Raw genomic sequence first — 26,197 nt, forward strand, 5'->3', positions numbered from 1 at the left:
ACTCGCCGCGCCCGCGCGACCCGAGGGTCCTCTTGCAGCGAAAGAGTGGCCATTCCGCGTGGAATGGCCACTCTTTCCGTGATTCTGCGCGCTCCGGGTGCCGGGTGGTTACTTGCTGACGCCGGCGGTGAGGCCGGACTGGACCTGGCGTTGGAAGACGATGTACACGATCAGCACCGGCAGCATCGCCATGGTGACGCCGGCGAAGAGGCCGGACCAGTCGGACTTGTAGCCCTGGTTCACCGACAGCTCGATCAGCCCCTGGGAGATCACCTGACGCTTCGGCTCGCCGCTCAGCGACTGCATGAGCAGGGTCGGCAGGTACCACTGGTTCCACTGGCCGAGCACGTTGAAGATGCCGATGCTGATCAGGCCCGGCTTGGCCATCGGCAGCATGACGCTGAAGAAGGCCCGGCTGTGCGAGGCCCCGTCGACCATCGCCGCCTCGGCGATCGATTGGGGCAGCGTACGGAAGAACGAGTGCATGAAGAAGACGGTGAACGCCAGCGACCAGGCGACGTAGACCAGGATCAGCATGAGGTACTTGTTCGGGCCGAGGAGTGGGAAGGTGACTCCCATGTTGTAGACGCCCTTGAACAACGGCACCGCGGCCAGGTAGACCGGCAGGGTCAGGCCGGAGAGGAACATGTAGTAGATCAGCCGGTTGCCGGGGAACTCGTAGCGCGCCAGCACGTACGCCGCCATCGAGCCGAGCAGCATGGTCAGGGTGACGCTGCCGGCCAGCACCAGCACCGTGTTGATAAAGAACGACCCGAGGTGCCCCTCGGTCCACGCCCGGGCGAAGTTGTCCCAGTGCAGCTTGGCCGGGATCAGCGAGAGCGGCTTTCGGATGACCTCCGAGTCGTCCTTGAACGCCGACATCACCACCCACACCAGCGGGTAGATCACCATCAGGGCCCAGACCACCAGGAACAGGTGGGAGAAGCCGTTGAAGACCTGGGCCCCCAGCCCGACCCGGCGGGCCCCGGCCCGCCGGCCGGGCGACTGGCGGGACGGGGTGGCCTGGTCGGCCGGGCTGAGACCGTGCGTCGCCGTGCTCATCGTCGCGCCTCCTTCAGAACTCGATACGCTCACGACGGGTGATCCTCAGCTGCAGCGCGGCGAGCAGGATCGTGAAGATGGCCAGCGCGACACCCATCGCGCAGGCGTAGCCGTACTGGCCCCTCTGGAACGCGGTGAAGTTGAGCACCGAGGCGAAGATTTCGCTGGTGTGGTTGGGACCGCCCTGATCGGGGGTCATGACGAAGACCAGGGCGTACATGTCCAGCGCGATGAAGCCCAGGTAGACCCAGGCCACCGAGACCGTGTCCCGCAGCAGCGGCAGGGTGACCCGGAAGAAGGTGTGGAATCGGCTGGCGCCGTCCAGGAGCGCCGCCTCGTAGATGTCCCTCGGGATCGACTGCATGGCCGCGGAGAAGAGCACCATGTAGAAGCCGACCCCACTCCACACGGCGATGAGCAGCAGCCACCACAGCACCGCCGGCACGCCGAGGAAGGGCTCCGGGTCGGCGGTGAACGCGATCGGGTTGTCCGCGTCGACCAGCCCGATCTTGATGAGCAGGCCGTTGATCAGGCCCTGCTCGTCGGTCCGGTAGATCCGCTGCCACATGACGGCGATGAGCACCAGCGACAGCACCTGTGGGAAGAAGAAGACGATCTTGTAGAACCCGGAGCCGAACACCCCGCGGATGCCGGCCCTGTCCCCGCGTCCGCCCACATTGAGCAGGAACGCGAGGAACAGGGCCAGCGCGATGGTGAACAGCGGCACGGTGACCAGGAAGAAGACGTTGTGCCAGAACGCCTTCCTGATCAGCTCGTCGGAGAACAACCGGACGTAATTGTCCAGCCCGACGAAACTCTGCTTGTCGGAGTAGCCTCCCCAGTCCGTCAGCGAATACCCGGCCGCCTGCAGGAAGGGCCATACCACGTAGAAGAGGTACAGCGCGACAGGCAGAGCCAGGAAGCCCGTGACGAAACGCGCGACACCGTGCCGCATTCGACTCACACTTCCGATCCGGTCAGGAGGTACGGGTCTGCTTCTTGATCGACGAGTCCTTGGCGACCTTGTCCGCAGCCGCCTGCATCTTGTCGACAAACTGCTGCGCGGTGAGCCGGCCCGCCATCAGCTCCTCGGCCAGGTTCCCGCTCTCCTTGTCCAGGTCGGCGTAGAAGTCCGGGAACTTGAACGAGATGAGGTCGCTGCCGCCGTTCTTCATGAGGGTGTTCGCACTGGACAGCGCCGAGTCCTGCACGTTGTCACCGGAGCCCTTCGTGGAGGCCAGTGACTTGGTCAGCTCGGCGAACTTGGCCGAGCCCGCCTTCGACAGGATCGCCCGCAGAAGCTCCTTCGCGCCCTCCTTGTTGGGGGCCTTGCTCGGGACGACGAAGCCCTCGCCGGAAGCCGCGAACACGTCCTTGGCCGCCTTGTCCCCGGAGTTGGACCAGTAGTCCGAGAGCGTCAGCTCGAACCCCGGCGGGATGGTGGCCTGCATCTCGTTCTTCAGCCAGGTGCCGACCTGGATGAAGGCCGCCTTGCCGTCCAGCCAGGCCTGCTGCGACTGGGTGTGGTCGAGCTTGCCGGGCAGGATCAGCTTGTCCTTGACGAGCTTCTCCCACGGCTCCAGCGCGGCCAGGACGCCGTCGGCCTTCCAGGCGTTGTCCTTGAGGTTGTCGATGTCGACGATCGCCTGCTTGCCCGCGGACTTCCAGATGCTCGCCATGAGCCCCCAACGCGGGTAGTAGCCGTGGACCGCGTCGTAGACGTACGGCGCCATGCCCTTCGCCTTGATCTGCGGCGCGAGGGTGAAGAACTCCTCCCAGGTCGTCGGCGCCTGCCAGCCCTCCTTCTTGAACAGGGCGCCGTTGTACCAGTTTCCCCACACCGTGAACGCCACGTTCACGACGTAGAACTTGCCGTTCTGGGTGCCGTCGTTGACCGTGCCCGGCAGCAGCGAGTCGGCGACCGTGCCCTCGCCGTCCCACGCGGGGGCGGCGAGCAGGTCGTCGAGCGGTTCGATCGCGCCCTCGTTGATCAGCGTGCTGCGGTCCATGCTGTCCGCACCCGAGTTCATGACCAGGTCGCTCGGCTGCGTGGCCATCTTCGGCTGCTCTTCGGTCTTGATCTTCTGAGTCGAGCTCATGTTGACCGTGACGTTCGCGTGCTTGGCGTTGAAGATGACCTTGTCTTCCTTCGCCCACTGGTCACCGAGGCCGCCGTTGAAGATGACCACCTTGACGGCGCTGCCGTCCTTCACGCCGAACGGGTTGTCCTTGCTCTTCGTGCCGCCCTTGTCGTCGGACTTGTTCGGCTCGCTGCCGGCGCAGGCGCTGAGCAGGCCCATGGCCGGGGTGGCGAGCAGGCCGGCTGCGGCGGCCCGTCGCAGCAGGGTCCGGCGGCTGAGGTCGCCGAGATTCTCGGGAGTAACCGACATCTTCGTCTCTCCTTGGTGGTGTCGGGTCAGGCGGTCCGCCGGAGGCGCCCGGCGTACCGCGACTCGAGGGCGAGGTTGTGCTCGTCCCCACCGGGGACGTTGGCGGAGAGGTAGATAGGGGGTACCTCCCCGGCCTGGTGGAACCGTCGTACGACCTCGGCGGTCAGCAGCTGCGCCAGCAGCGCCGCGGTGACCGACGAGACCGCACAGACCGCGCCGCCGCCCTCGAGCGGCAGCAGTGCGTCGCCGTACGGCGCGCCGTTGTCCAGCACGACGTCGGCGAGGTCGGCGAGCCGGTGCCCGGACGGGTGCCGGGGGGCGACCCGGGCGGTGTGCTCGACCGAGGTGACCGCGATCAGCGGGTGGCCATGCTCCCGCACCAGCGCCGCCAGCTCGACCACCGAGCCGTTGATGCCGGACTGGGAGGCGACCACGAACACGTCCGCTGGCTGCGGCGCCGCGAGGGCGTAGAGCTGGGGTGCCACCGCCGGGTCGCGTTCCAGCTTGGGGTCGGCGAGCACGTCGCGGGGCGCGTCGCCGTGCAGCACGAGGTCGTGCAGCGAGAGTCGGTTGGTCGGCACCAGCCCGCCGGCGCGGGCCACCAGCTCGGCGGCGAACGCCTCGGAGTGACCGGCGCCGAAGGCCTGGAGCACGCCGCCGGCGCGCAGCGCGGCGGCGATCAGGTCGGCCGCCCGGTCGACCGCGTCGGCCTGCGTGTCGACCAGCCGGTCGAGCACCGGCCGGACGGCGTCGGCGTACTGCCGGGCGCTGATCATGAGAGGGCCCCCTTCGCGGCCTTGTGCCCGTCGACGGCCTGGGCGGTACGCCGGAAGGCCGCGTGGGCGCGGTCGTGGGTGCGCTGCGCCACCGCGATGTAGAGCAGGTCGAGCACGACGAGCTGCGGGTGCCGGGCGGAGAGCGCGTCGGGCCGGAAGGTGGTGGCCTGACTGGCGGTGACCAGCACGATGTCGGCCAGCTCGGCCAGCGGCGAGCGGGGAAAGCCGGTCAGCGCGATCGTGGTGGCCCCCCGGCTGCCCGCCTCGGCGAGCAGCTCGATGGTCTCCCGGGTCTGCCCGGTGTGCGAGATGCCGAGCGCGACGTCGCCGACACCGAGCAGCGCGGCGCTGGCCAGTCCCTCGTGCACGTCGCTCCAGGCCCAGGCGGCCACCCCGATGCGGTGCAGGCTGAACTGCATCTCCTCGCCGACCAGGGCACTGCCGCTGGCGCCGAAGATGTTCACCCGGCTCGCGCCGGCGATGGCCACCGCCGCCTTCTCCACCTCGGCGAGGTCGAGCAGCGCGGCGGTGTCGTGCATGGCCCGCGTGTCGGCGGCCATGATCTGGTCGAGAACCCGGGACAGCGGGTCGCCGGGTTGGATCTCCCGACCGATGTCGACGGTCCACCCCGCCGAGCGCGCCCGTCCGGTCTCCGCGGCGATGCCGAGCCGCAGGTCGGCGTAGCCCTCGAAGCCCATCGCCCGGCAGAACCGGGTGATGGTCGCCGGTGAGGTGCCGCTGCGCTCGGCCAGCTCCACGATGGTGGCCCGGGCCGCCGCCTCCGGATCGCTGAGCACGTGCTCGGCGACCCGGCGCAACGCCCCCGTCAGCTCCCCCGCACCGGCCCTGACCCTGGCCAGCACGCCGTCGGTGGGGACCGCCACCGCACCCCGCCGGTCGACCGCGTCGGCGTCGACCACCGCGGTCCCCGCGGGGGTGGCCACCTCGTGATCAACCATGGGACGCCTTTCGGAAAAGAGTGTTAACTGTTAGTGGTAAAAGTTCTTACTGAAGGCCCCTCCGTGTCAAGGCCGTGGGCGAAGTTTTCAAACTGTTACCTGGCGCACAGTCGGACGCCGCCCTGTGGATCTTGCTTCGGAGCCCGAGGCCGACCAGCATGAAAGGCCACGACGCCCGACCACAGGGGAGGCCCACCGGATGTCCGACACCGTCGTGGTCGGCCTCGACGTCGGGGGTACGTCCACCCGCGCCGCCGCCTTCAGCCTCGACGGCGTACGGCTCGGCACCGGCCGGGCCGGCGGCGGCAACCCGACCAGCCACGGTGCCGAACGGGCCGCCACCGAACTGCTGGCCGCGCTGCGCGCCGCCCTCGCCGACATCGACCCCACCCGGGTACGCGCCGGCACCATCGGGCTCGCCGGGGCCGGCCGGCTCCTCGCCGACCCGCAGGGGCGGGCCGCCTTCGACCGGGCCTGGTCCGACGCCGGCCTGCGCTGCCCGTACGCGGTTCACGGCGACGCCCTGGTCGCCTACGCCTCGGGCACCGCGGCGCCGGACGGCACGGTGCTCATCGCCGGCACCGGCGCGATCGCCGCCGAGGTACGCGACCTGCGGCTGGACCGCACCGCCGACGGGCACGGCTGGCTGCTCGGCGACGCCGGCTCCGGGTTCTGGCTGGGCCGAGAGGCGGTCCGCCGGCTGCTGTCCGACCTGGACCGCGCCGACCCGCCGGGTGAGTTGGGCCAACGGGTGCTCGCCGAGCTGACCGGCTCGCCCGAGGTGGCCGCCCGCCCACGGGCGACGGCCGAGACGGTAGTGCAGGCGGTGACCCAGCGACCGCCGGTCGAGCTGGCCCGTCTCGCGCCGCTCGTGGTGACCGCGGCCCGGGAGGGCGAACCGACCGCCCAGGCGCTCATCCGGGAGGCCGCCACGCTGCTCGCCGAAAGCGTCTCCCGGATCCGGCCGACCGGGATGGCCGACCCGATCGTGCTCGGCGGCGGGCTACTCACCGGGAACACGCCCCTCGCCGACGCGGTCCGCGCCGAGCTGGCCCGGCGATGGCCGGATGCGCCGCTGTGTACCGCCGGGGACGGGGCCGCCGCAGCGGCCTGGCTCGCCGCCCGGGACCTGCCCGGGGTGACGGACGCGGCGGCCCTGCACGCCCTCCTGGTCCCGGCCGCAACCTGACGCCCCGCGCCCCGCGCCCCGCGCCCCGCGCCCCGCGCCCCGCGCCGACGGACGATAACCGGAGCCCCATTTGAAGCTCGCGTCACCAACGGCTCGACGGCCAGGTCCCCACCCAGCGGACCGCCTGGCTCGTTGACTACGTCGTCTCCACCGCGCCTCGAGGACCCATCGCCGCCCGGGTCCTCCAGATGGCGTCACGGCGCATACGAACTTGATGACGCAGACGATTCATACCGGCCACCGGCCACCAGCCGCCGGCCGGCGCCACGCCGCCGCGCCCGCCGCGCCACGCCTCGCCCCGCCTCGCCGCGCCCTGCCCCGCCTCGCCCCGGCCTGAATCGTTCACGTCATCAAGTTCGTAGCGTGCGAAAGAGCCACACTACCCCGGCCGGGCGGAGGCCCGGCGGGTGGAAAGCACGGAGGTCAGGGAAGGGCGGCCAGGGACTGTTCGAGGCGGCGCCAGACGTGCGTCCGCCAGCCGCCGTCGAGCAGGGTGAAGGTCCGGCGCTGCGCCGGATCCTCCGGGTCGAAGCCGGAGTGCTCCAGGAAGAGCCGGGTGCCCCGGCCCTCGGGCACCAGGGTCCAGGTGACCACGGTGTCCAGGCGGCCACCCCGCCAGGCCCAGCGCAACCGGTGCGGCTCGTCCAGCTCCAGCACCTCGCAGTGGACCACGCCGTCGAACCCCTGCCCGGGGCGCGAGGTGGTGCGGAAGGTGAACCGGTGCCCCGGAACGGGGCGGAAGTCGTTCGGTATCAGCCAGCGGGCCAGCAGATCAGAATCGGTCAGCGCCCGCCAGACCTTGGCCGGCGGGTGGGCCAGGAACTGGTCCACGGCGACGGTCGTCGGCTCACTCATCGGGCAACCCGTCCAGCACCTCGCGCAGGTCGGCCAGGCGGGCCCGCCAGAACCGCTCGTACGGGCCGAGCCAGTCGGCAACCTGGCGCAACGGCTCGGGCCGAAGCGCGTAGAACCGCTGCCGGCCGATCGGCTGTTCGGTCACCAGCCCGGCGTCCTTGAGCACCCTCAGGTGCTCGGACAGGCTGGGCCGGCGCATGTCGAAGTGATCCGCGAGCTGGTGCACCGGCTGCTCGCCCCGCTCCAGCAGCAGTCGGAGCAGCTCCCGTCGGGTGGGGTTGGCCAGCGCCGCGAAGACGTCACCGTCAGACACGGGTGGCCTGGAGCACGATGCCGTTGCCGTCCGGGTCGTCGAAGGTGGCGTACCGGCCCCAGGGCGCCACCTGGATGCCGCCGTCGGCGAAGACCACGCCCCGCTCGCGCAGCCGGGCCACGTCGCCGTCGAGGTCGTCGGTCTCCAGCACCAGGCCCTTGAGCGAGCCGGGCGGCATGGTCGGGAACCAGGTGACCAGGGTCAGCGCGGTCGCCGCGCCCTTCGGGGCGACCTGGACCCAACGCCCGCCGGGTCCCATCGGGTTGTCCCACACCAGGTCGAAATCGAGGACGTCGACATAGAAGTCACGGGCCCGGTCCTGGTCACTGACGGGTACGGACAGCAGTTGCACGTGGGTCACGGTCATGCCGCCACAATAGGTAGGAGATTTCCTACCAGTCAAACCGGCGAAGGGCCGGCCGACCTGCGCCGACCGGCCCCTGGGCTCGTGCGCCTCGTCAGGCGGTCGGGTGACCCGGCTGCCCCTGCGGGGCCGGCTGGCCCGGCTGAACCGGGTAGCCGGGCTGAGCCGGGTAGCCGGGCTGCGGAGCCTGGCCGGGCTGAGCCGGGTAGCCCGGCTGCGGAGCCTGGCCGTACTGGCCCTGGTCCGGGTACGCCGGCCCGGCGACCTGCTGCGCCGCGGCCTCCTCCCGGGCCTGCTTGCGCGCCTTGACCGCCCGGACGATCAGCAGGACAGGCAGAACGAAGACGTAGATGAAGATCCGGTACTCGCCGCCCTCGAAGAGGAACATCAGGTAGAAGCCGTAGCAGAAGAAGGCCAGGCCGACCACGACGTTCAGGACCCGGGCGAGTTTGCCCTGCTCGCGGATCGCCAGACCGGTGACGACCATCGCGATACCGCCGAGCAGCAGCAGGAGGTCGTAGATGAGAAAGAACATGTGGCTTCCTGTCGATCAAGTGAATGTGCCGGCCCACCCTAGAGGAGCCGTCACCCGCCGCGCTGCCCCGTTGCCGGCGGCAACCACCACCTCACTTGAGCTGGCCGGCGGTGAGGCCGGCCTGGACCTGCCGCTGGAACACCGCGTAGACCACCAGCACCGGCAGCGTGGCGATGGTCAGGCCGGCGAACAGGCCGCTGAAGTCGCCCTTGTAGCCCTGGCTGACCGCGAGCGTGGTGAGGCCCTGGGCCAGGACGTACTTCGAGTCGTCGCCCTTCAGGAGCACCGCCGGCAGGAGGAACTGGTTCCAGTGGCTCAGGAAGTTGAAGATCGCCACACTGATCAGTCCCGGACGCGCCATCGGCAGCATCACCCGGAAGAAGAGCCGGAAGTGACCACACCCGTCGATCAGGGCGGCCTCGGCGACCGTGGTCGGCAGGGTGCGGAAGAACGCGGTCAGAAAGAACACCGTGAACGGCAACGAGTACGCCGCGTACACCAGGATGAGGCCGGGCCAGGTGCCGAGCAGGCCGACGCTGCGGACGACGAAAAAGAGCGGCACGAGGGCGAGGAAGACCGGGAACATCATGCCGCCGACGAACAGGTAGTAGGCGATCTGCCGGCCCCGGAACTCGTAGCGCGCGAAGACGTACGCCGCGGTCGCGCCGAGCAGCATCGTCAGCGTGAGCGAGCCGGCCACCACGATGGCGCTGTTGAGGAAGTACCGGCCGATGTGCGCCTCGGTCCAGGCCCGGGCCCAGTTCTCCAGGCGCAGCGCGCCGGGCAGCCCCCACGGGTCGGAGAGGATCTCGCCGTCGCTCTTGAACGAGCTGAGGAACATCCAGAGCAGCGGCAGCACGGTCAGCGCGCCCCAGACCAGCAGGAATGCGTGCGACGCGACGTTCACCACGCCCAGCTCGCGCCGGACCGGCGCCGGATCGCGGCGGGTCGGGCCCGGTTCTGCACCCGTCGCGGCGGGCCTGTCCAGGGTGGTCACGAGTACTCGATCCTCTCGCGTCGGGCGGCCCGCAGCGCCAGCACCGCCACCGTGAGGGTCAGGAAGAACATCACCACGCCGATCGCCGTGGCGTACCCGAACTTGTTATCGCTGAACGCGGTCTCGTACATCCGCAGCCCCACCACGTCGGAGGAGAAGTTGGGTCCGCCGTTCGTCATCTGCTGGACGAGGATGAAGCCGTCCAGAGCCGCGATGGCCAGGTAGATCCAGGCGACCTGCACGGTGTCCCAGAGCAGCGGCACCGTGATCCGGCGCAGCGTGACCCAACGGGACGCGCCGTCGAGCAGTACCGCTTCGTAGATGTCCCGCGGGATGGCGGACATCGCCGCGCCGAAGAGCACCACGTAGAAGCCGACGTTGCTCCACACCATCACCGCCAGCACGCACCAGAAGGCGGTGCGCGGATCGCCCAGCCAGGTCGGCGCGGGCAGGCCGAGGGCGCGCAGCGTGCCGTTGAGCAGGCCGTTGTTCGGGTGGTAGATCTCCTTCCAGAGCAGCGCGATGATCACCACCGAGAGCACCTGCGGGAAGAAGTAGACCAGCCGGTAGAAGGCGCTGCCGCGGACCCCGGACACCCCGGCCCGGTCGCTACGACCGCCCATCGACAGCATGGTGGCGAAGAACAGGCCGAGACCGATGGTCAGCACCGGCACCACGGCGAGCAGGACGGCGTTGTTGCCGATCGCGTTCCACACCCGGTCGTCGTGCAGCATGGCGCGGAAGTTGGCCAGACCGACCGGGTCTGCCTTGGCCGAGTAACCCAGCCAACTCGTCGTCGAGATCTGGAACGCCTGCAGGTACGGCGAGATCACGAACAGAACGTAGAGCGCCAGCGGCGGCATCAGGAACGCGATGATCAGCGGGTACTTGCCATGTCGCACGAGGGGGATCCTCCTCCAACGGGCCAGGAAGGTGGGGGCGGGCCGACGCCCGCCCCCACCAGCTGGCTACGCGGCCCGCTTGTACTTCTTGATCGAGCTGTCCTGGGCGATCGAGTCGGCGCCCTTCTGGCACTGGTCGAGGAACTCGGCCGGGCTGATCCGCCCGCTGAAGAACTCGCCGCACGCGGCGTCGACGAGCTCCCGCTCCAACTTTCGGTAGTAGCTGTTGTAGACCCAGTTGAAGCCGTTGGAGCCGGACGCGTCCAGCGCCTTCGACACGGTGGCCAGGCCGAACGGCAGCTCGACGCCCTCGGTGGCGCCGGCGACCACGGGCAGGCTGGAGACCTTCTTGGTGAAGTCCTGGGCGCCCTTCTTGGAGAGCATCACCCGCAGGTACTCCAGGCCGCCGGCGAGGTTCTTGGCCTTGGCCGGGACGATGAACGGCTCGCCCGCGGTGCCCCGGATCGCCTCGAACGGCAGCTTGTCGCCGGCGCCCAGGCTGGGCGTGGGCACGACGGTCATGTTGAAGCCGGCCGGGGTGACCTTCGCCTGCTCGTTCTCCAGCCAGGAGCCGCAGGAGACGAAGGCGGCCTTGCCCTGGCTCCAGGCCGTCTGCGACTGAATGTGGTCCAGGCCCGCCGAGCCGTCCAGGATGTACTTGTCCTTGACGATCTGGTACCACGCGTCGGCGGCCGCCTTCATCGCGTCGGACTTCCAGGCGTTCGGCTCCAGGTTGTCGATCGCCACGCCGACCGACGGGCCGCCGAACTTGATCGCAGTGGAGATCACCGGCCAGCTCATGTAGCGGGGGTGCACGCCGGGGTAGGTCCAGGGGGCGATGCCGGCAGCCTTGATCTGCTTGCAGAGCGCGATGTGGTCGTCCCAGGTCTTGCCGTACTGCCAACCCCGATCGGCGAAGAGCTTGGTGGAGTACCAGATGCCGTACGCGGTGTACGTGTAGTTGACGACAAGGAACTTCCCGTCGTACGAGCCGACCTCGACAGTGCCGGGCAGCAGCGTGTCGCGCACCGTCTTGCCCGGGATGTCGAGGCTCGGGGCGTCGAGCAGCTCGGCCAGGTCGGCGATGGCGTTCTGGCTGACCAGGCCGTTGAAGTCGATCTGGTCCTTGCCGGAGTTGTTCACCACGTCAGGCGGGCTGCCGTCCACGAAGCGCGGCTGCAGGGTCTTGCCGATCTCCTGGGTCGCCGAGTGGTTGATCTTGGCCTTCGGGTACTTCTCCTTGTACATGGCCTCGTGGGCCTTGGCGTACTCCTCACCGAACCCGCCGTTGAAGATCACCACATCGAGCGGCGCGTCCTCCTTGACGCCCAGCGGGTTCTGCTCGCTCTTGGTGCCCTTGTAGCCGGCGTCCTTCTTGTCGTCGTCGCCGCCGGAGGTGGCGCAGCCGGCCAGCAGACCGGCGGCGGGGGTGGCCAGCAGGCCGACGGCGGCGGTGCGCCGCAGGATCTCACGCCTGTTCATGACTTCTCCTCGGGTCGGGTACGGGGCGGCCGGCCGGGGGATGGGGGTCGGCGGCCGCAGCGTCGAGGCACGGGACGTTGGGTGTCGCTTGTCTTCAATTAACGCAATATTGCTGAAGAATTTCTACGACAGCCTGGCCCGGACCACAAGACCCGACAGCCGAACCGTTATCACCGCAGACCGGCATCGGCTGGCATAGCCTGGGTCCATGCGCCGCCTGCGGCAGCTCGCCGAGCGCACACCGCCCAGCCGCGAGCGCTACGCCGACATGCTCCGGGCGCTCGCCATCACCATGGTCGTCATCGGCCACTGGGCCATCACCGTGATCGGGCACGACCAGTCCGGCCGGCCCAACGGGCACTCCGCGCTGGGCGACCTCCCCTGGGCCTGGCCGATCACCTGGGTGGCCCAGGTGATGCCGGTCTTCTTCCTGGTCGGTGGATACGCCAACGCCGCCTCCCTGACCGCCTGGCGATCCCGGGGCGGGGACGCCACCGGTTGGCTGATAGACCGCAGCAGCCGGCTGATCCGTCCGACCACCGCCCTGCTGGTGATCCTGGCGATCGGTGCGGCGGTGGCCCGCCTGCGCGGCATCGACGCCACCGAGATCCGCACGGTGGTCTGGTTCGCCACCATCCCGCTCTGGTTCCTCGTCGCCTACCTGGTGATGGTCCCGCTGGCCCCCGCCATGTACGCGCTGCACCGCCGCGTCGGGCTGGTCGTACCGCTGGTGCTGCTCGGGCTGGTGGCGCTCGGCGACGTGGGCCGAATCCTCGGCCCGGCCGGCCTGGCCACCGGGAACTACCTCTTCGGCTGGCTGGCCGTCCACCAGCTCGGTTTCGCCTGGTACGACGCCCGCGCCCCGAGCCCGGCAGAGCCGGGTCGGGGCAGCGCCGACCGTCCCGGCCTGCGCCGGCGGCGGCTGCCCACCTCGCGGCGCGCCGGGGCGGTGCTGCTGCTCGTGGGGCTGGTCGCCCTGGTGCTGTTGACCCGCGTCGGGCCGTATCCGGTGGCGATGCTGAACGTGCCGGGCGAGCGCCTGAACAACACCGCCCCGCCCAGCGTGGCGCTGCTCGCGGCGGCCACCGCGCAGCTCGGGCTGATCCTGCTGCTGCAGAATCCCGCCCGACGGTGGCTGCGCCGCAGCGGCCCCTGGCAGGCGGTGATCGCGGTGAACGCCGTGGTGCTGACCGTCTTCCTCTGGCACCTGACCGCCGCCGTCCTGCTGGTCGGACTGCTGGACACCCTGGGCGTGCTGCCCACCCCGCGGGTCGGCTCGGCGGCCTGGTGGGCCTGGCGGATCCCCTGGCTGCTCGCCCTGGCCGTGGTGCTGGCCGCGCTGGTCGGCGTGTTCGGCCCGATCGAGGCCCGCACCCGCCGGCACGCTGCGGCGAGCACCGGTGGCCCGGTCCGGACCGCACTGGTGGCGATCGGCTACGCGGGCCCGGTCCTCGGCCTGCTGTGGAACAGCCTGACCCCGAAGAGCGCGGCGGAGCCGCTGGGGCTGCCCGCCCCGGCGCTGGCGGCGTACCTGGCCGGGGCGGCGCTGCTGCGGCTGCTCAGGTCTGGGTGGGGAAGCCGAGGTTCACCCCACCGTGACGCGGGTCGAGCCAGCGGCTCGTGACCACCTTGCCCCGGGTGTAGAAGGCGACCCCGTCGGCGCCGTGCGCGTGCAGGTCGCCGAAGAGCGACGCCTTCCACCCGCCGAACGAGTAGTACGCCATCGGCACCGGGATCGGCACGTTCACGCCGATCATGCCGACCTCCACCTCGTGCTGGTACCGCCGGGCGGCCCCGCCGTCGTTGGTGAAGATCGCCGTGCCGTTGCCGTACGGGTTCGCGTTGACCAGCTCGACCGCCTCGTCGTACGAGCCGACCCGGACCACGCTGAGCACCGGGCCGAAGATCTCGTCGGTGTAGATCGACATCTCCGGGGTGACGTGGTCGAAGAGGGTCGGGCCGAGCCAGAACCCTTCGGTGTCCCCGTCCGGGGCGACGTCCCGCCCGTCCACCACCGGCGACGCACCCGCCGCGATCCCCGACTCGACGTAGGAGCGGACCCGCTCCGCGTGCGCTGCGGTGACCAGCGGGCCCATGTCGCAACCCCGCCGGCCGTCCCCGGTACGCAGCCGGGCCATCCGCTCGACGATCTTCGCGACCAGGGCGTCGGCGACCGGCTCCACCGCGACCAGCGCGGAGATCGCCATGCACCGCTCCCCTGCCGAACCGAAGCCGGCGTTGACCGCCGCGTCGGCGGCCAGGTCCAGGTCGGCGTCGGGGAGCACCACCATGTGGTTCTTCGCTCCGCCCAACGCCTGCACCCGCTTGCCGGCCATCGACCCGCGCTGGTGCACGTACCGAGCGACCGGGGTGGAGCCGACGAACGAGACCGCCTTCACGCCGGGGTGGTCGAGCAGGGCGTCGACCGCCTCCTTGTCGCCGTTGACCACGTTGAGCACGCCGTCCGGCAGGCCCGCCTCGGTGAACCATTCGGCCAGCAGCAGCGCCGCGCTCGGGTCCTTCTCGCTGGGCTTGAGCACCACCGCGTTGCCGCAGGCGACGGCGACCGGGATGAACCAGAGCGGCACCATCACCGGGAAGTTGAACGGCGAGATCACCGCCACCACGCCCAGCGGCTGCCGCAGGCTGTACGAGTCGACCTCGGTGGAGACGTTCTCGCTGAACCCACCGCGCAGTGCCGACGGGATGCCGCAGGCGTACTCGATGACCTCGAGGCCGCGCTGCACCTCGCCGGCGGCGTCCGCGAGCACCTTGCCGTGCTCGGCGGTGATCGCCTCGGCGAGCCGGTCGCGCCGGGCGTTGACCAGCTCACGGAAGGCGAACAGCACGGCCGTCCGCTTGGCCAGCGAGGCGTCCCGCCAGGCCCGCGCGGCCCGCTCGGCGGCCTCCACCGCGCCCGCCACGTCCGCGGCGGAGGCCAGCGCCACCAATCCGGTACGCCGCCCGGTGGCCGGGTCGAAGACGTCGCCCCGCCGTTCGGAGTCGCCGCTTACCCGCTTGCCGTCGATGAAGTGCCCGATGATGTTCACGCGGCCACCTCCGCCGCCGCGCAGGCGCGGATCGCGTCGACCAGGATGGCCAGGCCCTCGCGGGCCTCGTCCTCGGTCAGCGTCAGCGGCGGGCCCATTCGCACCACGTTGCCGTACAGGCCCCCCTTGCCGACCAGCAGGCCACCGGCCCGGCACGCCTCGAAGACCCGGGCGGTCACCGCCGGGTCCGGCTCGATGGTGCCCGGGCGGACGAACTCGACCCCCAGCATGAGGCCCTTGCCCCGCACCTCGGCGACGCAGTCGAGGTCGGCCACCGCGGCGCGCAGGCCGTCGCCGAGGATCGCGCCGACCCGCTCGGCGTTGGCCTGCAGGTCGTGGTCGAGCACGTAGTCCAGGACCGCGCTGCCGGCGGCGGTCGAGATCGGGTTGCCGCCGAAGGTGGAGAAGCTGATCGCGGGCACCGCCTCGAGCACGTCGGCCCGGCCGACGACGCCGGCCAGGGCGAAGCCGTTGCCGATGCCCTTGGCGAAGGTGAGCAGGTCCGGGGTGACGCCGTGCGCCTGGTAGCCCCAGAAGTGTTCGCCGGTCCGCCCCCAGCCGGTCTGCACCTCGTCGCTGATCAACAGGATGCCGTGCTCGTCGAGCACCTTCTTCCAGGCCGCGAAGAGCCCGTCCGGGCCGTGCACGAACCCGCCGACGCCCTGGATCGGCTCGGCGATCAGGCAGGCCACGTCGCCGGCGGTCTGGGTGGCGAGCACCTCACGCAGGTCCTCCACCGCGGCGTCGATCCGGTCGTCCTCGTCGAGCCGGGCCAGCAGGCCGCGCAGCCGCTCACCGGAGTGCAGCCAGGCCACCTGCAGCGGGTTGAGCGCGCTGGCCGACCAACTCCGGTTGCCGGTGACGCCCATCGCCGCGTACGACCGCCCGTGGTAGCTGTTGCGCACCGCCAGGATCTGGTGCGAGCGGCGGTGGTTGGTGGCGACCAGCAACGCCGCCTCGTTGGCCTCGGTGCCCGAGTTGGTGAAGAAGACCCGGGCGTCGGGGATGCCGGAGACCCGGGCGATCTTCTCGGCCAGCTCCACCTGCTGCCGGATCAGATAGAGGGTGGAGCTGTGCACGATCCCGGTCCGCAGCTGCCGCTCGACCGCCTCCCGGATCTCCGGGATGTCGTAGCCGATCATGTTGGTCAGCACGCCGCCGAAGAAGTCCAGGTAGCTGCGCCCCTGCGCATCGGTCACCCGACGGCCGGAGCCGGAGACCAGCTCGATCGGTTCGGCGTAGTAGAGCGGCATCCAGGACGGGAGCACGGCCCGGTGCCGGGCCAGCAGGTCGTCGGAGGTCATCGTCGCACCCTTCAGCGGCGGTTGGTCCTCGCACGCTCTCACCGCACGATGACCGGGACAACTGTCACTGTGTAGCGCAGCGCCCGCCGTCGCCTGACACCCCGTCAACCGTCCAATGCGATCTCCAGCGCGGAACACCGCTCGCCACCAGCCCTTTCCGCGGTCAGGCGGCGTGGTCCACCGCTCGATCCGCATCCCCGTCCCGCTGGACCGGCGCGCCTACCCTGGGCCGGTCACCGCCTTTCGGGGAGGAACGTATGCGGGTCGAGGAGATGGTCGCCGAACTGGCCCGGGTCGCGGCGCAGGAGACGGGCCGGGGCAGCGAGGCGCTCGCCGTGCCGGTGGCGGGCAGCCTGCTCACCGCCGCCCGCTCACTCGCCGGCCGCCCCACGCCCGACGCCGCCGTGCTCACCGGGTTCTTCATCCCTGCCGCCGAGCCGCCCGCCGCGGAAACCGACGGCCCGATCGGCGCGGTGCAGCTCGCCGCCGCGCTGCGCGCGCTCGGCGGCCAGGTCCGGCTGGTCACCGACGCGCCCTGCGCGCCGGTGGTCTCGGCCGCGATAGCCGCCGGCGCACCGGACGTCCCGCTCGACGTGGCGCCCCTGACCGGATACGACCAGTGGGCCGCCAAGGTCCTGCCCCGGTACGCCCGGCTGTCACACGTGATCGCCTGCGAGCGGGTCGGCCCCGCCACCGACGGCCGGCCCCGCAACATGCGCGGCGAGGACATCGGCGCGCACACCGCCCCACTCGACCGGCTCTTCACCGCCGGCCCCGCCTTCCGGATCGGCATCGGCGACGGCGGCAACGAGCTGGGCATGGGCCGACTGCCGGCCGAGCTGCTGGCCCGGGTGGTCGACCGGGGCGAGCGGATCCGCTGCGAGGTCGGCTGCGAGGCGTTGCTGGTCGGCGGCACCTCCAACTGGGCGGCCGCCGCGCTGGTCGGCGCGCTGGCGCTGCTGCGCCCCGAGGTGACCGCCCTGCGCGACCTGCTCCGCCCCGAGTGGTCGTACGACGTGCTGACCGCGATCGTCGATCACGCCGGCGCGGTGGACGGCGTACGCCGCCGGGCGGAGCCGAGCGTGGACGGCCTGGACTGGCCCGCGTACGCCGAGCCGCTGGCCCGGATCGCGGAGCTGGTCGCGGCGGCCTGACGCCCGCGCACCGTCGCAGCCGGGTGCCCGGCGTGTTCGCACCCGGCGCACCGGCCCCGCCCCGTCCGGCCACCGGTGCCGGAGCCGGCGCCTATGTGGCGGTGGTCCGCTCCGGGCCCGCGAGGGGGCGACGTGAACGGCCCGCCGACCCGTGCCGCCGCACCGGGTGCCCGTCCGGCTGATCGGCCGGCCCCGGACCGGATCCGGGACGCTCCGCCGGAGGCCGCAGCGGCGCGGCCGGGCGGGCCGCCGGGTCGCCCGCCGGCTGGGCGGGCCGCCTGCGCGGGAGGTGCAGCGCGGCGGAGACCAGCGCGAAGGCGGCCCACGCGGCGGCCAGCGCGACGACCGGCGAGGCGTCCTGAAGGTAGTGGTAGGCGGTGAGGAACCCGACCAGAGCCAGGCTGTTACGGGCGAAGTGCCGGCTGAAGTCGGCCAACTGGCGGCGCGCCTCCACGGCGACCAGCACCCCGGAGTACGGGAAGGTCACCACCATGCCGCGCAGCAACTCGCCGAGCAGCCCGGTCAGCACCGCACCGACGAAGATCACCACCAGTTTCACGGGAGCGGCCAGTCCGTCCCGCCGCGCGTCGGCGGCCGGCGCCGGCTCCCCGTCCGAACCGGGTGGCCCGGCCGGGGCGGGCGCCCGGCGGGCGGCGGCGCGGGCCCGCAGGGCCAGCACGGCCATGGTCGCCGCCCAGAGCGCCACGGTGGCGACCAGCGACACCTCGAACGGCGCCGGAACCGCCAACACACCCGCGCTCAGCGCCACGTACGCGGCGATCCCGGCCGCGTCAGCGAGGAGGATCGGCCAGCGCAGCCGCCGGTGGGTGACCGCGACGGCGACGAAGAAGAGGTTGAGGCCAACCACCCCGAGCAGTTGCGCGCCGTCCACCCGATGGCCGGTGGTGACCAGGGCGAGGGTCATCGGCAGCGGCAGGCTGTAGACGAACGCCCGCACCCGGACCGAGCGGATCACGCTGACCGCCCAGACCACGACGGTCACCAGCAGCACCGCACTCCACGTCATGGTCCGCCCTCAGTCCTGGAAGGTGGCGACGTCTTCGCAGAGCCGGAAGATCCGGGTGAGCCGCTCCACGTCCGACCGGTTGACCGAGAACTGGTTCTCGCTGATCTCGCCGTGTGCGGTCATCCTCGCCTCCCAGCAGCTCGAACCGTCCCAGACTGCCAGGTTGACATGCAGGTGCGGGCTGACCGCGCCGAGCGGCAGCAGACCAACCCGAACGCCCGCCCGGCGCTGCGTCTGCACCAGTTCGGACAGTTCGTCGGTGAGCGTCGCGTAGAGAAAGATCCGGGTGATCCGGATGCCGCGCGCCAGCGCGGCCAGGTTCGCCTCCCAGTAGCGCCGGCCGACGTCCCCCCGCCACCAGCTCAGCTCCCCGCTGACCCGGGGCATCACGTTGGTCAGCCCGATCAGCTGGCGGGTGCAGTCCCGGGTGGCGCCGACCAGATCGTCGTCATCGTCGCCGCGCCGGATGATCCGGCCGGCGGCGAGCTGCTCGGCCTCCAGGCGGAACTCCTCGTAGCGGCGCTGCGCTTCGGCGGCCACCCGGGTGCCGGCGTGCCGCTCGGCCGCCTCGCGGACCGCCCCGGCGAGTTGCGGGGTGGTGCGCACCAGCCAGGGCGGCCCGTCCAGCAGCGTCCGCAGGTGGAAGCGGCGCTCGGCCCGGGCCAGCGAGTCCACCACCAGCGAGATGGTGATGCCCATCAACCCGGCCAGCAGCGACTCGACCCCGGTCGCCGCGTTGGTCAGGTCCAGCGTGACGGACAGGAAAATCGAGAGCGCGATGCCGATCAGCGCGACCGGATCGGTGTGCGCGATCAGCCGGACCAGGCCGCCCGCGGAGCCGGCCCGGCCCTTGGAGCCTCGACGCACCACGTCACCTGACATGGCGACCCCCTGTCCCGTTGTGCCACCAGGGTAGCCACGATCCACAACGGCCGGTGTCCGCGTATCGACTGGCGGTAGCATCCGCCGGGTGCGGACGACGGAGGTGGCGTTGCCGGCCGGCGCGGCGGGGACGACCGACGGGGAGATCGCGGCGGGGGTCCAGGCCTGGGTGGACTCGCCGCCCCTGCGCGCCCTCGTCGGGCTGTTCGGCGGTGACTGGCCGGCCGGGGACCTGCCGGCGGTGCTGGCCGCACTGGACGACTTCTCCGCCCGGCACTGGGACTTCCGCGCCGGGCGGGAACGCCCCGACGCCCGGGAGCCGGCGCTCGCCCCGGCCACGGTCCGGCTGGTGCTCGACGCGGCGGCGGCGCTGGGCCTGGTCCGGCCCGTCCCGCCGGCCCTGCCCCGGTACGCGCACCTGCTGGTGCTCGGCGGGCTGGCACACGCCTGCCTGCGGCGCACCGCGTACGCGGCGCACCTGTTGCGCACCGTCGCCGGGATCTCCGGCGAAGTGGCGGTGCTGGGCAGCTGCCGGGAGCTCTCCCCGGTCGAGTCGCGGATGCTCACCGACGCCGGGGCGCACGGCTGCACGACCGAGGTGGACGCCCTCGACGCCGGCGTACGGGCCGCGTTCGGGGTGACCACACCGAGCGAGGAGACCGGCCAGGGCGCGGACCACCCGCACCGGGCGTGGTCGTCGCGCACCTACCGTCCGGCCGGCCTGCCCCCGGTACGCGTCCTCGCCGCCCCGTCCAGCGAGCCGGACCGGCGCCGGGCGCACACCGCCGACACCCAGCGGTTCTGGGCCGAGCACGTCCGGCTGCGTACCGGCGACCCGGTGCTGATGGTGACCGCGCCGATCTACGTGCCGTTCCAGCACTGCGACGCGCTGCGCACCCTCGCGGTGCCCTACGGCTGCGGGATCGACACGGTCGGGGTCGACCCCGCGCTCACCGCGCTGGCCGGGCTGCCGGAACCCACGCTGACCCCGGGCCGCTACCTCCAGGAGATCCGGTCGGCGATCCGGTCGATGCGGGCCCTGCACGCCGCGCTCGCACCCTCTTGAGCACCCCCCTGACAGACGTCGAGAATCTGGCGACCAAGGACCTGGACGCGCAGGACCGCGAGGAACAGCAGCGCCGGCTACGGCCGGTTGACGAGCAGGTTCCGCAGCGCCGGGACCAGATGGGGATATGCGAAGGCGAACCCCGCGTCGAGCAGCCGCGACGGGACGCAGCGGCGGCCGGTGAGGGCGAGCGCCGCATCGGTACGCAGCAGCACCGCGCCCAGACGCACGAGCGGAACCGGCGTCGGCGGCGTGGGGGACGGTGCAGCACCTGGCGCAGGGCCGCCATCAGCTCAGCGTTGCGAACCGGGTGTGGGCTGGTGGCATGCACCACGCCGACCATGGTCACGTCGTCGAGGGCTCGACGCACGATGGCGAGCAGATCGTCGATGTGCAGCCAGCTCACCCACTGCCGCCCAGAGCCGACTCGCCCGCCCAAACCCCAGCGGGTCAGACCGGCCAGCCGGTCCAGGGCGGGAGTGCCACGATCAAGGACGACACCGGTACGGAGGACGACCTGCCGCCCGGTCGGCTGCTCTGCCGCGGCCTGCTCCCAGGCACGGGCGACGCCGGCCATCTGCGCCGGGCCGTCTGCCGCCGGAGCGCTCTCGTCCAGGACCGCATCGCCGCCGTCCCCGTAGATCGCCAGCGTGCTCGCCTGGACCCAGACCGTCGGCGGCTCATCCAGACCCGCTGCCGCCCGGGCCAGGGCGCGAGTGGGCTGGACGCGGGAACGGGTCAGCAGTTCGATGTTGGCCGTCGTCGGCCGGCGGTCGACAAGCTCACCGGCGAGGTTCACCACTGCGGCGCCCGCCAACTCAGCCGCCCACGAATCCACCGTGGCGCCATCCCAGCACACCTGCCGGTACGGCCTACCCGGTCGCACGGACCGGGTCAGCACCACCACCTCGTCGCCCCGGGTGGTCAGGTCGGCCGCGATACGCCGACCCAGGGCACCTGATCCACCCGCCAATACCACCTTCACAGCCCCGTCCTCTCCCGCTCCTCCACGTCAGGATCCCCGATCTTCGGCTGGTGCGGTGTCCCCCGGTGCCGGATGGTCCCGACGTGACCCCCGCCGCCCCTCGCGGCTGAGGCAAGCACCGCCGGGAGTGGCCCGGTGGCAGGACCTGAAGCCGACCGTAAGACCCGCCCCGGCGGGCCGGTGGGTAGCGGCTCAGGAACAGAAGTCCGCGATGGTGCTGGTGAGGATGTCGGTGAGGCGGTCCAGCGACACGAGGTCGACGTACTCGGTGGCTGCGTGGGCACCGGCGCCGCTGACGCCGAAGAGCAGGCAGGGGATGCCGGCGCGGTCCAGGAGGGCGCAGTCGGTCCAGAAGGGCTCGGCGCGTACCACGGGCGGGTGCCCGAGGGCCTTTTCCGCGTGGTGGGTCAGGGTGCGGACGACGGGTGCCTCCGGATCGGCCTCGAAGGGCTCGCGGTGCAGGCCGCGGGTCAGCCGGTAGCGGAAGTCGGGGACCGTGGCGGCCAACCGGTCGAGCACCGCGGTCAGTTCCCGCTCGACGCTGTCGGGGCTCTCGCCGGGGACGGTGCGGCGCTCAAGGGTGATGCGGCAGTGCGCCGGGTAGGTGGAGGGCTCCTGGCCGCCGTGGATGACGGAGGCGTGGACGGTGCCGGTGCCCAGCAGAGGGTGCGCCGGCCCCCGCGTGAGGCGCTGGCCCAGGTCCTCCAACGCGACCAGGAAGTGCCCGGCTCTGGTGATGGCGTCGATGCCGAGTTCGGGCCGCGAACCGTGGGCGGCACGGCCCTCGATCTCCACGTCGAACCAGGCGAAGCCCTTGTGGGCGAGGGTGACTTCGAGCTGGCTCGGCTCGGTGACGATTGCGGCGTCGGCGGTGAAGGACTCCAGCACTTCGTCGGTGCCGAAGCTGCCGTGTTCTTCGTCGGCGACGCAGGCGAGGATGACATCGCCGCGCAGCGGGCTGCGGGCGGCGCGGGCGGCGGCGACCATCATGGCCGCGATACCGCCTTTCATGTCGAAGGCGCCACGGCCGAACATCTTGCCGTCGCGGATCTGCGGGTCGAGCGGGTCGCCGTCGTAGTCGGCGATGCTGACCGTGTCCAGGTGGCCGTTGAGCATGAGGGACCGGCCGCCGCCGGTGCCGCGGGCGATCGCGACGATCGACGGCCGGCCGGGGCGCTCTTCCAGTCGGTGCACGTCGAAGCCGCGGGCGGCCAGCCACTCGCCGCAGAAGTCGGCGATGGCGGTCTCGCCGGCCCCACCGGGAACGAGGTCCGGATTGACGGAATCGATGGCGATCAGCCGGGCCAGCAGGTGGCGGGGATCATCGATCGGGTCCAGGGCGCCGGGGGCCGCTGGAGCCGGGGGAATCTCGGAGAGCATGGGAACCTCCCTGGTCCTCAGGTGGCGGTGGTCAGTCTTGGTTGGCGAGGCGCAGGAGCGTGGTGGCCAGGACGTCGACGCCGTGGGCGCAGGCCTCGGGGGTGGAGTACTCGCGGGGGTTGTGGCTGATGCCGTCGTACTCGCCGCGGACGAAGATCATGGCGGTGGGGCAGAGCGCGGCGATTTCCTGGGCATCGTGCCCGGCACCGGAGAGCAGGGAGATGTGCTCCAGGCCGTGGTCGTCGGCGGCCTGCGCGATGACCTTCTGCACCCCGTCGTCGAAGGGGACGTAGGCGGTTCTGGCCATCCGCCGGGTGGTCAGCGACAGGCCCGGCTGGCTGCCCTCCACGTCGCGCAGGAACGCGGCCAGCGCCGCTTCGGCGCGGGCCATCTGGGCGTCGTCGGGGTTGCGCAGGTCGACGGTCATCCCGGCGCGGGCCGGGACGATGTTGGTCAGGTCCGGGTGGACGATGAGGTGGCCGACAGTGGCCCGCAGGTCGCCGTAGTCGCCGGAGTCGACCAGGGACCGCAGGTGGACGATGATCTGGGCAGCGGCGAGCCCGGCGTCGGCGCGCAGGTGGGTGGGGGTGGTGCCGGCGTGGGCGGCGCGCCCGTGGATGGTGATCTCCTGCCAGGAGATGCCCTGAACCCCAGTGACGACGCCGATCTCGACGTCGTTCTCGGCGAGGACGGGGCCTTGTTCGATGTGGCATTCGACGTAGGCGTGCGGCGCGTCGAGGCGTACCTCGACGGGGCCGTCGAAGCCGGTGCGGGCGAGTTCACCGCCGAGGGTGAGGCCGTCGCGGTCCGTGCGGGCGTGGGCGTACTCCAGGGTCAGGCGGCCGGCGGCGACGGCGCTGCCGAGCATGTCGGTGCCGAAGCGGACGCCCTCCTCCTCGGTGAAGATGCCGACCTCGATGGGGCGGCGGGTGGTGATGCCGCGTTCGTTGAGGGTGCGGACGACTTCGAGGCCGCCCAGCACCCCGAGGCAGCCGTCGAAGGCACCGGCGGTGGCGACGCTGTCGATGTGTGAGCCGGTCAGGACGGGGGCGGCGGTGGGGTCCGCGCCCGCGCGGCGGCCGTAGATGTTGCCCATCCGGTCGATGCGGACGGTCAGGCCGGCCTGTTCCATCCATGCGATGACCTGGCGGCGGCCGGCCGCGTCGGCGTCGGTGAGGGCGAGGCGGTTGACGCCGCGCAGGCCGGTGCGCTCGTCGTCGTACGCGCCGATCTCGGCGAGGTCCATCAGGGACTGCCACAGGCGTTCGCCGTTGACGGTGATCTTGTCGGGGCTCGTCATGGTCGGCCTCCAGGCGCTTGTCGTGACGGTGGAGTCGTGGCGTGCGGGTTGGCGTCCGGGCCCTCGGTGCTCAACAGCACGACCACCGAGGTCGGGTCGAGTCCCAGTGCCGTTCGGCGTCGTCCGGCGTCCCGGCCGGTGAGCACCGCACGAAGGCCGGCGAGCGCTGCGGCCCCGCAGGGACCCGCGTCGACACCGAGCGCGGCGAGGTCGACGGCCGCGCGGGCGCTGTCGGCGTCGGGGATGGCGACAGCGGCGTCCAGCCCGCTGTGCAGGAAGGGCCAGGCGATGCTGGACGGGGTGCCGCAGTTCAGCCCGGCCATGATGGTGTCGGTCGTGGTGACGCTCATCGGTTCACCAGCGGTGAGGCTTGCCAGGACGCAGGCCGCGGCCTGCGCCTCCACCGACAACAGCGCCGGGGCCCGCCCGGACGGGCGGCTGCGGTAGTGGGTGATGACGGCCTGGACCAGCGACCCCACGCCCACCGGCACCGAGACGAGGTCCGGCCCCTCGACGATCCCCTCAACGGCCAACTGCTCGTCGATCTCCGCGCAGAGGGTGGCGTAGCCCTCGACGATCCAACCCGGGATCCGCTCGTAGCCCGGCCAGGCGGTGTCCTGGACCAGGACCGCGTCCGGCGCGGCAGCAGCCTCCGCCGCCAGACGTACGGCCTCGTCGTACGGCCCGGCGACCTCGGTCACCTCGGCCTGCTCGGCGACAATGGCCGCCACGGCCTGGGGATGCACACCTTGCGGAACGAACGCGTGAGCGTGGTGCCCGAGCAGGCGCGCCATGCGGGCCACCGCCCGGCCGTGGTTGCCATCGGTGGCAGTCACCAGGGTGACCGGTTCGTCGCCGCTCACAGCCCGCTCGGAGAGTACGCGGTGTACCGCCCAGGACGATCCCAGCGCCTTGAACGCGGGCAGCCCCAGGCGGCACGACTCGTCCTTGACGAAGACCCGGCCGACCCCCAGCTCCGCGGCCAGCGGCGGGAGTTCGGTCAGCGGGGTGGGCGCGTAGTCGGGCAAGGCGGCGTGGAAGGCCCGCACCTCGGCGGGTGCGGACGGGCACCTCCAGGCACGGGCGCCGGGCGGCGCAAACCATGGCATCAGCCCGGGAGAGGAGACGTTCTCGGTCACGGCTCCAGGGTGCGACGGCCTCCTATGATCGGTCCAGCGGATGTTTCCGACCTATACTCGTCGGGAAAACCGACCATTAGAGGTTGCGGCGCGACGGCGAGGAGAGCGACCGCCTTGTTCGATCTGCACCGACTGCGCCTGCTGCGCGAGCTCAAGCACCGCGGCACACTGGCTGCGGTCGCCAGCGCCCTGTCCTACGCCCCTTCCTCCGTCTCTCAGCAGCTCTCGCAGTTGGAAGCGGAGGTCGGCGTCCGGCTGCTGGAACCGGTCGGCCGGCGGGTGCGGCTGACCGAGCAGGCCGAGATCCTCGTCGCCCACACCGAAGCGGTTCTCGAACGCCTGGAGCGCGCGGAGACGGACATCGCCGCCTCCCTGGCCGATCTGACCGGCACACTGCGCATCGCCTCGTTCCAGACCGCCGCCCTGGCCCTGGTCCCGGCCGCACTCGGCCTGCTGCGCGACCAACACCCGCAGCTACGCGTACACGTCACGCAGATGGAACCCGAAAAGGCCCTGCCCGCCCTGCACGCCCGCGACTTCGACCTGGTCCTGGCCGAGGAATACCCCGGCAACCCCAACCTGCGGCCAGCCGAACTCGAACAGGCAGACCTGCTCGACGACCCCCTGCACCTCGCACTGCCCACAACAGCCGGCGCCCCGGACACGCACGGCCCCATGGCAGCGCTGCGCTCCCTCGCCGACCACCCGTGGGTGATGGAACCCGAAGGCACCGCCGCGCGACACTGGGCGATGACCCTGTGCCGCACCGCCGGTTTCGAACCCGACGTACGCTTCGAAACCACCGACCTCCTGCTCCACCTTCGCCTCGTCGAGCAGGGGCACGCCGCCGCTTTCCTGCCCGACCTCGTCTGGAGCGGACAGCCCACAACCGTCACACTGCGGCAACTCCCCCGCAGCCAGCGCACCCGCCGCGTCTTCACCGTCGTACGCCGCAGCCGCAGCCGGCACCCCGCCGTCCAGGCGTGCCGGGACGCCCTCCTCCAGGCGGTCACCCTCCGGTCCCGTCAGCCGACCTGATCGCCTCGTCGCGGGCTCGCCCCGCAAGCCTGAGCCGGGGGCCACCCC

The 26,197-nt window shown here is 71.7% G+C and carries 25 protein-coding genes and 1 pseudogene; 5 read left to right on the forward strand and 21 right to left on the reverse strand.

Going from position 1 to position 26,197, the window contains the following annotated elements:
- Positions 1-108 precede the first annotated feature (108 nt).
- The 5 genes from ACNAVT_RS24480 to ACNAVT_RS24500 are packed head-to-tail and all read right to left on the reverse strand — an operon-like array spanning position 109 to position 5,187.
- Complete coding sequence (locus ACNAVT_RS24480; protein WP_416299502.1) at positions 109-1,062, reverse strand: carbohydrate ABC transporter permease; 954 nt, start codon at positions 1,060-1,062, stop codon at positions 109-111.
- A 13-nt stretch (positions 1,063-1,075) separates the two neighbouring features.
- Entirely contained in the window at positions 1,076-2,017 is a 942-nt protein-coding gene (locus ACNAVT_RS24485; protein ID WP_416299503.1) for a carbohydrate ABC transporter permease, read from the reverse strand.
- Between the two features lie 22 nt (positions 2,018-2,039).
- Positions 2,040-3,452 carry an N-acetylglucosamine/diacetylchitobiose ABC transporter substrate-binding protein gene (gene ngcE, locus ACNAVT_RS24490; protein WP_416299504.1) on the reverse strand — a complete coding sequence of 471 codons (1,413 nt, stop codon included), beginning with the start codon at positions 3,450-3,452 and terminating at the stop codon, positions 2,040-2,042.
- Positions 3,453-3,478: 26 nt separating this feature from the next.
- The gene (locus tag ACNAVT_RS24495; RefSeq protein WP_416299505.1) at positions 3,479-4,228 is read right to left on the reverse strand and encodes a sugar isomerase domain-containing protein; all 750 of its coding nucleotides are present in this window, start codon (positions 4,226-4,228) and stop codon (positions 3,479-3,481) included.
- The gene (locus ACNAVT_RS24500) at positions 4,225-5,187 is read right to left on the reverse strand and encodes a MurR/RpiR family transcriptional regulator (protein ID WP_416299506.1); all 963 of its coding nucleotides are present in this window, start codon (positions 5,185-5,187) and stop codon (positions 4,225-4,227) included. Before ACNAVT_RS24500 ends, ACNAVT_RS24495 begins: the two co-directional genes overlap by 4 nt.
- Positions 5,188-5,386: 199 nt before the next feature.
- Here ACNAVT_RS24500 and ACNAVT_RS24505 point away from each other — a divergent pair, with 199 nt between their 5' ends.
- Positions 5,387-6,376 (forward strand): N-acetylglucosamine kinase, encoded by a 990-nt coding sequence (locus tag ACNAVT_RS24505; protein ID WP_416299507.1) that lies wholly within the window; start codon positions 5,387-5,389, stop codon positions 6,374-6,376.
- A 423-nt stretch (positions 6,377-6,799) separates the two neighbouring features.
- Here the strand turns inward: ACNAVT_RS24505 and ACNAVT_RS24510 are convergent, their stop codons facing one another.
- From ACNAVT_RS24510 to ngcE (ACNAVT_RS24540), 7 genes are all read right to left on the reverse strand, one after another.
- Positions 6,800-7,231, reverse strand: coding sequence for an SRPBCC family protein (locus ACNAVT_RS24510; protein ID WP_416299508.1), 432 nt, complete (start codon positions 7,229-7,231; stop codon positions 6,800-6,802).
- Entirely contained in the window at positions 7,224-7,544 is a 321-nt protein-coding gene (locus tag ACNAVT_RS24515; protein WP_416299509.1) for an ArsR/SmtB family transcription factor, read from the reverse strand. The genes ACNAVT_RS24510 and ACNAVT_RS24515 overlap by 8 nt, the downstream gene beginning before the upstream one ends.
- Complete coding sequence (locus tag ACNAVT_RS24520; protein WP_416299510.1) at positions 7,537-7,911, reverse strand: VOC family protein; 375 nt, start codon at positions 7,909-7,911, stop codon at positions 7,537-7,539. Before ACNAVT_RS24520 ends, ACNAVT_RS24515 begins: the two co-directional genes overlap by 8 nt.
- A gap of 91 nt (positions 7,912-8,002) precedes the next feature.
- Positions 8,003-8,443: a hypothetical protein gene (locus tag ACNAVT_RS24525; protein WP_416299511.1), complete on the reverse strand. Its 441-nt coding sequence runs from the start codon at positions 8,441-8,443 to the stop codon at positions 8,003-8,005.
- 91 nt (positions 8,444-8,534) lie between these two features.
- Positions 8,535-9,440, reverse strand: coding sequence for a carbohydrate ABC transporter permease (locus tag ACNAVT_RS24530; RefSeq protein ID WP_416299512.1), 906 nt, complete (start codon positions 9,438-9,440; stop codon positions 8,535-8,537).
- A complete protein-coding gene (locus tag ACNAVT_RS24535; RefSeq protein WP_416299513.1) occupies positions 9,437-10,342 on the reverse strand; it encodes a carbohydrate ABC transporter permease in 906 nt (301 codons plus the stop codon). Before ACNAVT_RS24535 ends, ACNAVT_RS24530 begins: the two co-directional genes overlap by 4 nt.
- A 66-nt stretch (positions 10,343-10,408) precedes the next feature.
- On the reverse strand, positions 10,409-11,824 hold the full coding sequence (gene ngcE / locus ACNAVT_RS24540) for an N-acetylglucosamine/diacetylchitobiose ABC transporter substrate-binding protein (RefSeq protein ID WP_416299514.1): 1,416 nt from the start codon (positions 11,822-11,824) through the stop codon (positions 10,409-10,411).
- Positions 11,825-12,032: 208 nt separating this feature from the next.
- Between ngcE (ACNAVT_RS24540) and ACNAVT_RS24545 the strand changes: the two genes are divergently transcribed.
- Positions 12,033-13,448, forward strand: coding sequence for an acyltransferase family protein (locus tag ACNAVT_RS24545; RefSeq protein WP_416299515.1), 1,416 nt, complete (start codon positions 12,033-12,035; stop codon positions 13,446-13,448).
- Here the strand turns inward: ACNAVT_RS24545 and ACNAVT_RS24550 are convergent.
- Positions 13,384-14,874, reverse strand: coding sequence for a CoA-acylating methylmalonate-semialdehyde dehydrogenase (locus tag ACNAVT_RS24550; protein ID WP_416299516.1), 1,491 nt, complete (start codon positions 14,872-14,874; stop codon positions 13,384-13,386). The genes ACNAVT_RS24545 and ACNAVT_RS24550 overlap by 65 nt on opposite strands.
- Entirely contained in the window at positions 14,871-16,178 is a 1,308-nt protein-coding gene (locus ACNAVT_RS24555; RefSeq protein WP_416299517.1) for an aspartate aminotransferase family protein, read from the reverse strand. Before ACNAVT_RS24555 ends, ACNAVT_RS24550 begins: the two co-directional genes overlap by 4 nt.
- 257 nt (positions 16,179-16,435) lie before the next feature.
- On the opposite strand from ACNAVT_RS24555, the gene ACNAVT_RS24560 reads away from it, so the two are divergent.
- Entirely contained in the window at positions 16,436-17,332 is an 897-nt protein-coding gene (locus tag ACNAVT_RS24560) for a glutamate cyclase domain-containing protein (RefSeq protein WP_416299518.1), read from the forward strand.
- A 91-nt stretch (positions 17,333-17,423) separates the two neighbouring features.
- Here the strand turns inward: ACNAVT_RS24560 and ACNAVT_RS24565 are convergent, their stop codons facing one another.
- Positions 17,424-18,359: a hypothetical protein gene (locus tag ACNAVT_RS24565; RefSeq protein WP_416299519.1), complete on the reverse strand. Its 936-nt coding sequence runs from the start codon at positions 18,357-18,359 to the stop codon at positions 17,424-17,426.
- A gap of 9 nt (positions 18,360-18,368) precedes the next feature.
- A complete protein-coding gene (locus ACNAVT_RS24570) occupies positions 18,369-19,241 on the reverse strand; it encodes a hypothetical protein (RefSeq protein ID WP_416299520.1) in 873 nt (290 codons plus the stop codon).
- 88 nt (positions 19,242-19,329) lie between these two features.
- On the opposite strand from ACNAVT_RS24570, the gene ACNAVT_RS24575 reads away from it, so the two are divergent.
- On the forward strand, positions 19,330-20,307 hold the full coding sequence (locus ACNAVT_RS24575; RefSeq protein WP_416299521.1) for a hypothetical protein: 978 nt from the start codon (positions 19,330-19,332) through the stop codon (positions 20,305-20,307).
- A 77-nt stretch (positions 20,308-20,384) separates the two neighbouring features.
- Here ACNAVT_RS24575 and ACNAVT_RS24580 read toward each other — a convergent pair whose 3' ends face one another.
- The 5 genes and pseudogenes from ACNAVT_RS24580 to ACNAVT_RS24600 all read right to left on the reverse strand — a co-directional run bounded on the left by ACNAVT_RS24580 (position 20,385) and on the right by ACNAVT_RS24600 (position 25,111).
- The gene (locus ACNAVT_RS24580) at positions 20,385-20,537 is read right to left on the reverse strand and encodes a DUF1731 domain-containing protein (RefSeq protein WP_416299522.1); all 153 of its coding nucleotides are present in this window, start codon (positions 20,535-20,537) and stop codon (positions 20,385-20,387) included.
- A gap of 386 nt (positions 20,538-20,923) precedes the next feature.
- Positions 20,924-21,292: pseudogene (locus ACNAVT_RS24585) on the reverse strand (NAD-dependent epimerase/dehydratase family protein); the annotation flags it as partial.
- Positions 21,293-21,484: 192 nt separating this feature from the next.
- Positions 21,485-22,672, reverse strand: coding sequence for an ArgE/DapE family deacylase (locus tag ACNAVT_RS24590; RefSeq protein ID WP_416299523.1), 1,188 nt, complete (start codon positions 22,670-22,672; stop codon positions 21,485-21,487).
- Between the two features lie 31 nt (positions 22,673-22,703).
- Positions 22,704-23,972: a Zn-dependent hydrolase gene (locus ACNAVT_RS24595; RefSeq protein ID WP_416299524.1), complete on the reverse strand. Its 1,269-nt coding sequence runs from the start codon at positions 23,970-23,972 to the stop codon at positions 22,704-22,706.
- The gene (locus ACNAVT_RS24600; protein WP_416299525.1) at positions 23,969-25,111 is read right to left on the reverse strand and encodes a diaminopropionate ammonia-lyase; all 1,143 of its coding nucleotides are present in this window, start codon (positions 25,109-25,111) and stop codon (positions 23,969-23,971) included. The genes ACNAVT_RS24595 and ACNAVT_RS24600 overlap by 4 nt, the downstream gene beginning before the upstream one ends.
- A 114-nt stretch (positions 25,112-25,225) precedes the next feature.
- Between ACNAVT_RS24600 and ACNAVT_RS24605 the strand changes: the two genes are divergently transcribed.
- Positions 25,226-26,149: a LysR family transcriptional regulator gene (locus ACNAVT_RS24605; RefSeq protein ID WP_416299526.1), complete on the forward strand. Its 924-nt coding sequence runs from the start codon at positions 25,226-25,228 to the stop codon at positions 26,147-26,149.
- Positions 26,150-26,197: the final 48 nt, after the last annotated feature.

Origin of the sequence: Micromonospora sp. SL4-19 (assembly GCF_047921475.1) — a bacterium.
Lineage (GTDB): Bacteria > Actinomycetota > Actinomycetes > Mycobacteriales > Micromonosporaceae > Micromonospora.